An 11271-nucleotide genomic window follows, 5' to 3' on the forward strand; every position below is an offset into this window, starting at 1 on the left:
GCGGGCGCCGCGCGATGATGTCTCAGTGCGTCCAGGCGCCCCTGCGACCCGTGGCGAAGTTTTCGCCATAGCCGCCGGCGCGGACATTGTGCTTGCGGGGCTTCGGTTCCACCACCTCGGCCTCGATCCCCTTGGCGGCCGCATAGGCCAGCGCCGCCTCGCGGCTGTCAAAGCGCAGCTTGACCTGGGTTTGCGTGTCCGTGGACGAGGTCCACCCCATCAGCGGATCAACCGTGCGGCTGGAGGCCGGTGCATATTCCAGCACCCAGAGCTTGGTCTTGCCGACGCCCGATTGCATGGCGGTTTTCGCGGGCTGGTAGATACGGGCGCGCATGGCGGAAACTCCCTTGGCTTTGGCTGGTTTATTCCGAAATCCGGGGAAACATGCAAGGGCTTCCGGGCCTTTCAGGCGGCGTTCCGGGCAGGAAGCCGCTGCCGGCTGGTCACGGGGAGTGTGGGTGGGGTGTGTGGTGCGACCAACCGGCAGCTTCGTTGCTGCTTGCCCCGTCAATCTGCCCCAGTCTTTTCCGTCTGGCAACCATAAGATGTGATTTCCTGCGACGTTTCCCCTAAAATTGAATTGTTTCCGTCAATCCTTTCCCCATCAAGGTTAACGCCGGGTTGGGCCGCCCCTTTAACCGGAACAAAAACAGAATAGATTGGGCCGAGAAGGGAATCACCCATGCCCCACAACAACACCAACCTGCCCACCGAACGCCCCGACGTGCTGACCCGCCCCAAGCTGGAGGGCGGCAAGCGCTTTGTCATGCAGACACCGTTTCAGGCGGCGGGCGACCAGCCGACGGCGATTGCCGAACTTGCGGCGGGCGTTCTGGCGGGCGAGCGCGATCAGGTGCTGCTGGGCGCCACCGGCACCGGCAAGACCTTTACCATGGCCAAGGTGATCGAGGAAACCCAGCGCCCGGCGATCATCCTCGCCCCGAACAAAACGCTGGCCGCGCAATTATACGGCGAATTCAAAAGCTTCTTTCCCGACAACTCGGTCGAATACTTCGTCAGCTACTACGACTATTACCAGCCCGAAGCCTATGTCGCCCGCACCGACACCTATATCGAGAAGGAATCCCAGATCAACGAACAGATCGACCGCATGCGCCACTCGGCTACCCGGGCGCTTCTGGAACGTGACGACGTGATCATCGTGGCTTCGGTCAGCTGCATCTACGGCATCGGCTCGGTCGAGACCTATTCGGCGATGACGCAGGATCTGACGGTGGGCGGGATCTACGACCAGCGCAAGGTGATTGCCGAACTCGTGGCCCAGCAATACCGCCGGCAGGACGCCGCCTTCCAGCGCGGGGCGTTCCGGGTGCGGGGCGATGTGGTGGAGCTGTGGCCGGCCCACCTTGAAGACCGGGCCTGGCGGTTTTCCTTCTTTGGCGAAGAACTGGAATCGATTGTCGAATTCGATCCGCTGACCGGGGCCAGGACCGACAATTTCCGCCAGATCCGTATCTATGCCAACAGCCACTACGTCACCCCCCGCCCGACGCTGCAACAGGCGATCAAGGGCATCAAGGACGAGCTGTTCCACCGGCTGAAGCAACTCAACGCCGAGGGCAAGCTGCTGGAGGCGCAGCGGCTGGAACAGCGCTGCAACTTCGATCTGGAGATGCTGGAGGCGACCGGCAGTTGCGCCGGGATCGAGAACTATTCGCGCTGGCTGACCGGGCGCGGCCCCGGCGAGCCGCCGCCGACGCTTTTCGAATTCATCCCCGACAATGCCATCGTCTTTGCCGATGAATCCCACGTCTCGGTGCCGCAGATCGGCGGCATGTATCGCGGCGACTACCGGCGCAAGTTCACGCTGGCGGAACACGGCTTCCGCCTGCCGTCCTGCATGGACAACCGACCCTTGAAGTTCGAGGAATGGGACGCGATGCGCCCGCAATCGGTGTTTGTCTCGGCCACCCCGGCGGCATGGGAGCTGGAACAGACCGGCGGGGTGTTCACCGAACAGGTGATCCGCCCCACCGGCCTGATTGACCCGCCGGTGGAAATCCGCCCGGTCGAGATGCAGGTCGACGACCTTCTCGACGAAATCCGCAAGGTGGCCGCTCAGGGCCTGCGGGTGCTTGTCACCACCCTGACCAAGCGCATGGCCGAGGACCTGACCGAGTATTTCCATGAACAGGGCATCCGCATCCGCTATATGCATTCCGACATCGACACCATCGAACGCATTGAAATCCTGCGCGACCTGCGGCTTGGGGCCTTCGATGTTCTGGTCGGCATCAACCTTCTGCGCGAGGGATTGGACATTCCCGAATGCGGCCTTGTGGCCATTCTCGATGCCGACAAGGAGGGCTTCCTGCGCTCGGAAACCTCGCTGATCCAGACCATCGGCCGCGCCGCGCGCAACGCCGAAGGCCGCGTCATCATGTATGCCGACCGCATCACCGGCAGCATGGAGCGGGCGCTGGCCGAAACCAACCGCCGTCGCGCCAAGCAGGAGGCCTATAACGCCGCCCATGGCATCACGCCGACGACGATCCGGAAGAACGTCGAGGACATCCTGCTGGGCATCTATCAGGGCGACACCGATCAGGCGCGGGTCACGGCCAAGGTCGACAGGGCCAATGTCGGGCAGAACCTTGCCACGCATCTCGAGGCGCTGCGCCTTGCGATGCGCAAGGCCGCCGAGAATCTGGAGTTCGAGGAAGCCGCCCGTATCCGCGATGAGGTCAAGCGGCTGGAGGCGGTGGAACTGGCCGTCGCCGATGACCCGCTGGCCCGGCAATCGGTGATCGAGGAGGCGGTGGAGGAGGCCGTGAAATCCCGCGGCCGCTCCACGGCAGGTCGCGCCGGGCAGCGGGGCGGCAAGCGGAGCAACCGGGGGCGGTAGGGCGGAGCCCCCTCATTTGCCCGGAATCAAGGCGCTTGCACCGCCGGGTATGCCATTGGTTCGAGAAACCAATGGCATGGCCCGACCTCCCCCTGGGAGGGCGCGTTTGCACCGTCAACCCCTAGCCGGCTACGCGTAGGGTGGGTGGTTCCAAGGATTTGCCAAGGCAAATCATTGGGTTCACCCACCCTGCTCCCCCCTCGATTTAACCGCCTGTTAACCTTGCCACCGCAATCTGCGGTCATGTCGCATTACATCCGCCCCCGCATTGACGCCGCCTGCATCTTCTTCACGCTCGCCCTGGCGCGGCGCGGCAGCGACCTGTTGTTGCGCGAGGTGAACAGGTTGCGACAGGCTGTGGCTATCACCAAACGCGACCTGCCGTTCGAGATCAACGCTTGGGTGGTGCTGCCCGATCACCTGCATGCGGTCTGGACTTTGCCTGCGGGCGACAGCGACTATCCCCTGCGCTGGCGGCTCATCAAATCGCGGTTCTCACATGGGCTGGACGCGCAACCGCGCAGCCCAAGCAAGGTGGCGCAGGCGGAAAAAGGGATCTGGCAGCGGCGCTACTGGGACCACCACATTCGCGACGAAGCCGATTATGCCGCGCATTTGCGCTATTGCTGGGGAAATCCAGTCAAACACGGATTGGTTGCTCGCGCCTCGGATTGGCCGTTTTCCTCCATTCATCGCGATATGCGTTTCGGCTTGGTCGAGCCGGAATGGGCTGAGGTGGCAGGCGAGTTTGGCGAATAGTGGTGGGTGAACCCGCGCCCTTGGCGCAGAACCACCCACCCTACGGTGTTGGCAGGGCAGGTGGTTCCGCGAATTTGCCCACCACGGGGTTCATGTAGGGTGGGTGGTTCCAAGGATTTGCCCTCCAAATCGTTGGGTTCACCCACCAGCCGACCTTACCTGCTGAACCGCTTGTATTTCACCCGCTTCGGCTCCAGCGCATCCGGACCCAGGCGCCGGACCTTGTCTTGCTCATAGGCCTCGAAGTTGCCCTCGAACCATTCGACATGCGCGTCGCCTTCGAAGGCCAGGATATGCGTGCAGAGGCGGTCAAGGAAGAAGCGGTCGTGCGAAATGATGATGGCGCAGCCGGCGAAGTCCTCGATGGCGGCTTCCAGCGCCTGCAGGGTTTCGACGTCCAGATCGTTGGTCGGTTCGTCAAGCAGCAGGACGTTGCCGCCCGACTTCAACAGCTTGGCCATGTGGACGCGGTTGCGTTCCCCGCCCGACAGCAGGCCCACCTTCTTCTGCTGGTCGGTGCCCTTGAAGTTGAAGGCCCCGGTATAGACGCGGGAGTTCATCTGCATGTCGCCAAGGTGAATGACCTCGGCCCCGCCCGAGATTTCCTCCCAGACGTTCTTGTTCGGGTCGAGCGCGTCGCGCGACTGGTCGACATAGGCCAGTTGTACGGTGTCGCCCAGCGTGATGTTGCCCTCGTCGGGCTGTTCCGAGCCGGTGATCATGCGGAACAGCGTCGACTTGCCGGCGCCGTTCGGGCCGATCACGCCGACAATGGCGCCCGGCGGCACGGTGAAGCTGAGATCCTCGATCAAGAGCTTGTCGCCCATGTGCTTTTTCAGGCCCGTGACCTCGATCACCTTGTTGCCCAGACGCTCGCCGTTCGGGATGATGATCTGCGCGCTGGTGGCGCGTTCCATGACGGTCTGGCCTGCCATTTCGTTATAGCGCGCCAGACGCGCCTTGCCCTTGGACTGCCGGGCCTTGGCGCCGGAGCGGATCCATTCCAGTTCCTTTTCCAGCGCCTTCTGCTTGGACTTGTCCTCGCGGGCTTCCTGCGCCATGCGCTTGGCCTTCTGGTCAAGCCAGGCCGAATAGTTGCCCTCGTAGGGGATGCCCCGGCCGCGGTCGAGTTCCAGAATCCAGGTGGTGATGTCATCCAGGAAATAGCGGTCGTGGGTGACGATCAGGATGGTGCCCTTGTAGTCGATCAGGTGCTTTTGCAGCCAGGCGATCGATTCCGCGTCAAGGTGGTTGGTCGGTTCGTCGAGAAGCAGCATGTCGGGCTTTTCCAGCAGCAGCTTGCACAGCGCGATGCGGCGGCGCTCGCCGCCCGACAGGCTTTCGACATTGGCGTCATCGGGCGGGCAGCGCAGCGCGTCCATGGCGACGCCGACGGTGGCTTCCAGTTCCCACAGGTTGCCGGCGTCGATCTGGTCCTGCAGCTGCGCCATTTCCTCGGCGGTCTCGTCCGAGTAGTTCATCGCCAGCTCGTTGTAGCGGTCAAGGATCGCCTGCTGCTCGGCCACGCCCAGCATGACGTTCTCTTTCGCCGTCAGCTTGGGGTCGAGATAGGGTTCCTGCGCCAGATAGCCGACCTTGGCGCCCTTGGCGGCCCAGGCCTCGCCTTTGAAATCCTTGTCCATGCCGGCCATGATCTTCAGAAGCGTCGATTTACCGGCACCGTTGACGCCCACGACCCCGATCTTGACGCCGGGCAGGAAGTTCAGGTGGATGTTCTCGAAACAGGTCTTGCCGCCCGGATAGGTCTTGGAGACGTTCTCCATGTGATAGACGTATTGATAGCTGGCCATGATGATCTCCAATCGCGGGGTTGCGCCCCATGTAGCGACTGGGGGCCGGGGCTGCAACTCTTAGAGGGGCTTCTCCATCCAGACATCCGCCGGAAACCCGGTATAGGCGGCGCAGTCGATCCAGCCCATGCGGCGATACAGGGTGATGGCCTCGGTCAGGGCCGAATTGCTGTCGAGTTTCAGGTGCTGATAACCCAGTTCGCGGGCGCGCGTCTCCAGCAGCACCATCAGGCGGCGGGCAAGGCCCTGCCCCCGCGCGTCGGGATGCACCCAGAGGCGCTTCACTTCGGCCACCCCCGGCTCCAGCGGGCGCAGCGAGGCGCAGCCGATGGGCAGGCCGTCGCTGCGCGCGATCAGAAACGCCCCCTGTGGCAGGCGGTAAAGCGGGGCGTCGGCCAAGGGCAGCGGCAGCTTTTCGGCGGGCAGGCCGGGAATGGTGTCAAGAAGCAGCTGGAAATAGGCCGCAAGGCAGATCAGGGCGGCGGGGTCGTCGGGATCGGCGTCGACGATCTCGGTGACATCGTGCAGAAGCTGGGTGGCGATCAGGTCCATGGCCGCCAGGAGCGCAGGGCCTTGGCGACCGGCGCGGGCGAGGGTGGTCTCGGCGGCGAGATGGCCGATGGCGCGATAGGCGGCATTCTCGGCGGCGCCTGTGGGCGTCAGCCGGGCGATGCGCCGGCGCCGGTCGGCCGGGTCGGCTCCGGTTTCCACCAACCCCTCGTCTTCCAGCGCGCGCAACAGCCGCGACATCAACCCGGAATCCAGCGCCAGCTGGTCGCGGATCCGGGCAACGTCGGTTCCCCCTGCTGTCACAAGTTGCAGTACCCGCGCTGCGCCGAGGGGACGACCGCGCCCGAGATACGAGTGGTCGAGCGCCCCCACCTCGCGGGTGACGGCACGGTTGAACCGGCGAAGGCGGTCGATGTCCGAGAGCATGAGAGGTTTCCCCGAAGGACTATACCTGACTGTAGTCAGATATAATTTCCACAGTCAAGCCGTTGAAACTCGGCGGAGGCATTGTTTCCGCCCGCCGTTTGCGGTCAATTGCCGGGCAGGACAGGAAAGCGGGATGAATGCGCGCGGGATTTCCCATCGCAAGCAAGGGTATGGTCATCGGCCTTCTGGGCGGGTCGTTCGACCCGGCCCATGAGGGCCATGCCCATATCACCCGCGAGGCGCTGAAGCGGATGAACCTCGATCAGGTCTGGTGGCTGGTGACACCCGGCAACCCGCTGAAGCCCCGGCAGCCCGCTCCGCTGGCTGATCGGGTGCTGCGGGCGAAGCGGATGCTTGGCGGGCATCCCCGGGTCAAGGTGACGGTGCTGGAACAGGCCCTGGGCACCCGCCTGACCGCCGACACGATCGACCGGCTGCGGGCGCTCTATCCCGGCGTCCGGTTTGTCTGGCTGATGGGGGCGGACAATCTGGTGCAGTTCCACAAATGGGGACGCTGGCGGGATATCCTGCGCAGCGTGGCCGTCGGCGTGCTGGCGCGGCCCGGGTCGGGCGTGGCAGCACGGCTTTCGGTTGCGGCGCAGTCGTTCCGGGTGCATCGCGTGCAGCGCGGCGAGGGGCTGGGCCGGCAGAAGCCGCCGGCCTGGGTCTTTGTGAACCTGCCGATGAATGATAGCTCTTCAAGCGAGATCCGGGCCAGGGGGTTGTGGCGGAAGTAGGGGGCTGTCCGCCCCCCGTCTGCGATTGCATCGCAGCCTTCCCCCCGAGGATATTTGGGAACAGATGAATGGCAGAGGTTTGCACAGGTGATCGCACGGCGTGAGATGTTGGCAGGGGTCCTGGCAGGCCTGGCCGGGGCGGCGCTGGCCGAGGCGCCCGCCGTAGTGCCGCGCCCGCCGCGTCGTCCGGAACCGGGAGAGGACCGCGCGACGCAGCAGTTGATCGAGGCGGCAAAGCTGTCGGGCAGCCTGGCTTTCGTGGTCGCCGACCGGGCGACCGGGCGGGTTCTGGCCGCGCGCGAGGCCGATACACCCCTGCCGCCCGCCAGCGTCGCCAAAGCCGTCACCGCGCTTTATGCGCTGGAAAAGCTGGGGCCGGCGTTCCGCTTTCGGACGCGGGTGATGCGGGTGGGCGATATCGTTCAGGGCCGGCTGGAGGGTGATCTCTACCTGGTCGGCGGCGGCGATCCGAATCTTGACACCGACCAGATGGGCGATCTGGCCGCGGCTCTGGCAGCCGAAGGGATCCGGGAAGTCGCCGGGCGCTTCTTCGCCTGCGACGGCGCCCTGCCCTATCGTTTCCAGATCGACGCCGAGCAGCCGGAGTACCTTGGCTACAACCCCGCCATTTGCGGGCTGAACCTGAATTACAACCGGGTGAATTTCGAATGGAAGCAGGCCGGCGACGGCTATGACCTGACGATGGACGCGCGGGGCGCGCGCTTCCTGCCGCTGGTCAAGGGCGCCAGCATCCGGCTTGCCGAGCGCAATGTGCCGCTTTTTGCCTATGAGGGCGACGAAAGCTGGACGGTGTCGCAGGCGGCGCTTGGCGAGGCGGGCAGTCGCTGGCTTCCGGTGCGCGCGCCGGCACCCTATGCGGCAGAGGTGTTCGCAACGCTCTGCGCGGCGCAGGGGCTGAGGCTGCCCAAGGCAGAGATCGTGGCGCGCGCGCCAGTCGAGGCGGTCGAGGTGGCGGCCCATTCTGGCGAGGCGCTGCCCGGGGTCTTGCGCTCGATGCTGAAGTTCTCCACCAACCTGACGGCGGAAATCGTCGGCTTGACCGCCAGCGGCGCGGGCACGCTGGAGGGCTCGGCCACCGCAATGACCGACTGGGCGCGGCGGCGGTTCGGGATTGCGGCGGTGTTTGGCGATCATTCCGGCCTCGGACCAAGATCGCGGATCACCGCGGCAGAGCTTGCGCAGGTCATGCTGCGCGCGGGCGAGGCGCGGAACGGCGCGATGCTCGCTGGCCTCCTGCGCGAGGCAGGCCTGACCGATGCCCAAGGTGAGGCGGTCAAGGGCAGCCCGGTGCGCATCCATGCCAAGAGCGGGACGCTGAATTTCGTGTCCAATCTGGCGGGCTATATTTCCGAGCCCGGGGGCGAACTGGCCTTTGCCATTCTCGCCGCCGACCCCGCGCGCCGCGCCGCTGTGCCGATGGCAGAGCGCGAGGAGCCGAAGGGCGGCCGCGGCTGGACCCGACGCGCGCGCAGGCTGCAGCAAGGGCTGATCCGGCGCTGGGTGGAAAGCTATCTTTGAGGCCGTCCAGGGCGAGGCTGCAGCGCGCGCAACCCGAAGGCATGTCGGACGCCGGGCCTTGCGCCGCGGTCGGGTGCTTGCAGGTCGGGCGCTTGCAGGTCGGGCGCTTGCGGGTCAGGCGCGCAGGTGGCGCAGCTGCCATGTGGCATGCGCCAGAATCGCCGTGATGATCGCGGCCCCGCCCCAAAGCGTCGCCATGCCGGGGTATTCCCCCAGAATCCACCACACCAGCAGCGGCCCCATGACGATTTCCAGCATGGTGATGAGCGAGACTTCGGCCGCCGGCAGATAGCGCGGTCCAATCTGGAGCAGGCCGACACCTCCGGCAAGGATCACGCCCCCCGAAAGCGCCAGAAGGCCCCATTGCCGGGGCTCCAGCGGCTCGAACGAGGCGAAGGGCAGCGCGAGAAGGGCGGTCACCAGATAGCCAAAGGCAATCGCGACGATCAGGTTCTGACCCCGCTCCTTGCGCAGCAGGACGTAATACCCGGCGATGGTCAGGGCGTTCAGCAGCGACATGGCGTCCCCCAGAAGCGTGCCGCCGCCCAGAGACCCGACGGCAATCACCGCCACCCCGCCAAAGACGACAAGGATCGTCAGCCCCGTGCCGCGGTCGATGGTCTCGTGCAGGAAGAGGCGCGACAGGATGGCCGAAAGAAAGGGCGCAGTGGCGAGGATCAGCAGGCTGTTGGCAACCGAGGTGTGTTGCAGCGAGGTCAGGAAGAAGATCGACCCGGTGCCTTGCAGGGCCATCATGGCAAGCGCGGCCGGGGTCAGAAGCGCGCGGAACCCGGGCCAGGCCGAAGGCAGGAAAAGGGCGACGAAGGCCAGCGTGGTGCAGGCCCCGGCCAACCCGCGCCAGAAGGCGATGGTCATGGCGTCGGCGCCGATCATCCGCACCACAAGCGCATCGGGAAAGAAAAAGGCGACGCCGGCAAAGGTGACAAGCAGGCCAAAGGCCTTGGGGTTCCGGGTGGCAAGGGTGTTCATGAAAATGTCCTGTCGCCGCCCGCCTGATAGCGCATGCGGGCGGGTCTGGCTTGTTCAAAGCCGACCTCGGCCCCGCCGCCTCGTCGGTCTTCGACCGCTCGTCGTCCGCCCCAGCCATGCGGCGGCGGGCAGTCGCGCGGGCCTTGCAACCGCGCCCGTCCCGGCCTATATGGGCCGTGAGAGGTTGGCGCGGGCAGGTGCCTCGCCAACCCGGTCAGGTCCGGAAGGAAGCAGCCGTAACGAGCCCCACTTGGGTCGTTGTCAGCCTCTCACCCCTCCCCCCCTCGCTCGGCGGCCTTAGTGCATTTGCACCATGGACAGGTGCGGCGCTTTGCCCTCCCCTTGGAAAAAACACCAAGGGAGGAATTCATGTTTACGCTCACCCGCCGGCACTTCCTGATGACCTCGGCCGCGACCGTTGCCGCCGCCGCCATTTCGGCCCCCGCCTTTGCGACCGACCCGATCCTGATCGGCGTGCCCACCGCGCAATCCGGTCCCGTCGGGGTGGCCGATCAGGCGGACTGGCTGAACGGTGTCACCATGGCGGTCAAAGAGATCAACGCCGCTGGCGGGGTGAACGGCCGCATGCTGGAGACCCGCGTGGTCGACATCGACCTCTTGACCCCCGAGGGCACGGTGGCCGCCTTCCAGAGCCTTGTCGAACAGGGCGTGCAGGCCTTGGCGCATTCCTTTGCCATCATTCCGCAGCCGGCGATGGACGTGGCGGCGACCACGGGTGTTCCCTACCTGCACGGCAACACCAGCCAGGCGAGCCTTGATCTTGTGAAATCCGACCCGCAGAAATACCGCAACATCTTCCAGATCGACGTGGCGGAAACCTATTACGGCGCGGGTTTTGTCAAGTTCCTGTCGAACCAGAAAGCCGCCGGTTGGGTGCCGAAGAACAACAAGGTCCACATCGTCCAGGAGCAGATCGGCTATACGCAGGTGATCTCAAAGGCCACGCAGGCGGCCATTGCGGCGTCGGGCGGCGAATGGGAGCAAGGTCCGGTCACCGACATCCAGTTCCCGGTCGCGGATTGGACGCCGATCATCCAGGCGCTGAAAGAGGCCGATTGCGGCACCATCATGATCGACCACTGGGTCGCCGCCGAGCTTGCCAGCTTCGCGCAATCCTATGTGCTGGACCCGGTTCCGGGCGCGCTGGTCTATCTGCAATACGGCCCCTCGCAGCCGGAGTTCCTTGATCTGGCAGGTGATGCGGCTGAAGGGTTTGTCTGGGGGTCGGTCATCGGGGTCTATGCCGACGAAAAGGGCATGGCCTTCCGCGAGGCCTATCAGGCCAAGTATCCCGGTACGATGGGCATGGTCTATACCGGCTCGGGCTATGACACGGTCAACATTCTGGCCGAGGTCTGGAAAACCGTCGACCCCGCCGATTTCGACGCGGTGGGTGCGGCGATCAAGGCGATCAGCCATCGCGGCGTCTGCGGCACCTATACTTTCGGCAATGCCGAACAGACCCCGGTCAGCTATCCGAACATGACCGATGATCCCGAAGCAGGCCAGGCCCACCTGATTTTCCAGGTACAGGACGGCGCGCATACCATCATTTCGCCCTCCACCCACAAGCAGGCCGACATGCGGCCCGCGCCCTGGATGTAAGCAGACA

9 protein-coding genes and 1 other RNA gene are annotated in these 11271 nt (G+C 65.1%); 6 read left to right on the forward strand and 4 right to left on the reverse strand.

Annotated elements, in window-relative coordinates; genetic code table 11:
- Positions 1 to 22: 22 nt before the first annotated feature.
- Positions 23 to 334 (reverse strand): ETC complex I subunit, encoded by a 312-nt coding sequence (locus G4Z14_RS09255; protein ID WP_164624975.1) that lies wholly within the window; start codon positions 332 to 334, stop codon positions 23 to 25.
- 348 nt (positions 335 to 682) lie between these two features.
- Here G4Z14_RS09255 and uvrB point away from each other — a divergent pair, with 348 nt between their 5' ends.
- Positions 683 to 2866 carry an excinuclease ABC subunit UvrB gene (uvrB, locus tag G4Z14_RS09260; RefSeq protein WP_164624977.1) on the forward strand — a complete coding sequence of 728 codons (2184 nt, stop codon included), beginning with the start codon at positions 683 to 685 and terminating at the stop codon, positions 2864 to 2866.
- Between the two features lie 243 nt (positions 2867 to 3109).
- Positions 3110 to 3625 carry an REP-associated tyrosine transposase gene (locus G4Z14_RS09265; protein ID WP_164624978.1) on the forward strand — a complete coding sequence of 172 codons (516 nt, stop codon included), beginning with the start codon at positions 3110 to 3112 and terminating at the stop codon, positions 3623 to 3625.
- A gap of 155 nt (positions 3626 to 3780) precedes the next feature.
- Here the strand turns inward: G4Z14_RS09265 and ettA are convergent, their stop codons facing one another.
- Together ettA and G4Z14_RS09275 are read right to left on the reverse strand one after the other, a co-directional pair.
- Positions 3781 to 5436, reverse strand: coding sequence for an energy-dependent translational throttle protein EttA (gene ettA / locus G4Z14_RS09270; RefSeq protein WP_164624981.1), 1656 nt, complete (start codon positions 5434 to 5436; stop codon positions 3781 to 3783).
- Between the two features lie 60 nt (positions 5437 to 5496).
- On the reverse strand, positions 5497 to 6372 hold the full coding sequence (locus G4Z14_RS09275) for a bifunctional helix-turn-helix transcriptional regulator/GNAT family N-acetyltransferase (RefSeq protein ID WP_164624983.1): 876 nt from the start codon (positions 6370 to 6372) through the stop codon (positions 5497 to 5499).
- 137 nt (positions 6373 to 6509) lie between these two features.
- Between G4Z14_RS09275 and G4Z14_RS09280 the strand changes: the two genes are divergently transcribed.
- Both G4Z14_RS09280 and dacB read left to right on the forward strand, forming a co-directional pair.
- The gene (locus tag G4Z14_RS09280) at positions 6510 to 7109 is read left to right on the forward strand and encodes a nicotinate-nucleotide adenylyltransferase (RefSeq protein WP_164624985.1); all 600 of its coding nucleotides are present in this window, start codon (positions 6510 to 6512) and stop codon (positions 7107 to 7109) included.
- Between the two features lie 105 nt (positions 7110 to 7214).
- Complete coding sequence (gene dacB / locus G4Z14_RS09285) at positions 7215 to 8648, forward strand: D-alanyl-D-alanine carboxypeptidase/D-alanyl-D-alanine endopeptidase (RefSeq protein WP_164624987.1); 1434 nt, start codon at positions 7215 to 7217, stop codon at positions 8646 to 8648.
- A gap of 114 nt (positions 8649 to 8762) precedes the next feature.
- On the opposite strand, the gene G4Z14_RS09290 is transcribed toward dacB, so the two are convergent.
- Positions 8763 to 9638, reverse strand: coding sequence for a DMT family transporter (locus tag G4Z14_RS09290; protein WP_164624989.1), 876 nt, complete (start codon positions 9636 to 9638; stop codon positions 8763 to 8765).
- Between the two features lie 177 nt (positions 9639 to 9815).
- Between G4Z14_RS09290 and ffs the strand changes: the two genes are divergently transcribed.
- Both ffs and G4Z14_RS09300 read left to right on the forward strand, forming a co-directional pair.
- An RNA gene (ffs, locus tag G4Z14_RS09295) (signal recognition particle sRNA small type) lies at positions 9816 to 9913 on the forward strand.
- A 94-nt stretch (positions 9914 to 10007) separates the two neighbouring features.
- On the forward strand, positions 10008 to 11264 hold the full coding sequence (locus tag G4Z14_RS09300) for an ABC transporter substrate-binding protein (protein WP_164624991.1): 1257 nt from the start codon (positions 10008 to 10010) through the stop codon (positions 11262 to 11264).
- Positions 11265 to 11271 lie beyond the last annotated feature (7 nt).

This window comes from Tabrizicola oligotrophica (assembly GCF_011008935.1).
Taxonomy (GTDB): domain Bacteria; phylum Pseudomonadota; class Alphaproteobacteria; order Rhodobacterales; family Rhodobacteraceae; genus Tabrizicola_A; species Tabrizicola_A oligotrophica.

Excerpts from the sequence above, each read along its gene's own strand:
- G4Z14_RS09275 (WP_164624983.1), bottom strand. The coding sequence starts at position 6,372 with ATGCTCTCGGACATCGACCGCCTTCGCCGGTTCAACCGTGCCGTCACC.
- G4Z14_RS09255 (WP_164624975.1), bottom strand. The coding sequence starts at position 334 with ATGCGCGCCCGTATCTACCAGCCCGCGAAAACCGCCATGCAATCGGGC.
- G4Z14_RS09265 (WP_164624978.1), top strand. The coding sequence starts at position 3,110 with ATGTCGCATTACATCCGCCCCCGCATTGACGCCGCCTGCATCTTCTTC.
- dacB (WP_164624987.1), top strand. The coding sequence starts at position 7,215 with ATGTTGGCAGGGGTCCTGGCAGGCCTGGCCGGGGCGGCGCTGGCCGAG.
- G4Z14_RS09280 (WP_164624985.1), top strand. The coding sequence starts at position 6,510 with ATGCGCGCGGGATTTCCCATCGCAAGCAAGGGTATGGTCATCGGCCTT.
- G4Z14_RS09290 (WP_164624989.1), bottom strand. The coding sequence starts at position 9,638 with ATGAACACCCTTGCCACCCGGAACCCCAAGGCCTTTGGCCTGCTTGTC.
- G4Z14_RS09300 (WP_164624991.1), top strand. The coding sequence starts at position 10,008 with ATGTTTACGCTCACCCGCCGGCACTTCCTGATGACCTCGGCCGCGACC.
- uvrB (WP_164624977.1), top strand. The coding sequence starts at position 683 with ATGCCCCACAACAACACCAACCTGCCCACCGAACGCCCCGACGTGCTG.
- ettA (WP_164624981.1), bottom strand. The coding sequence starts at position 5,436 with ATGGCCAGCTATCAATACGTCTATCACATGGAGAACGTCTCCAAGACC.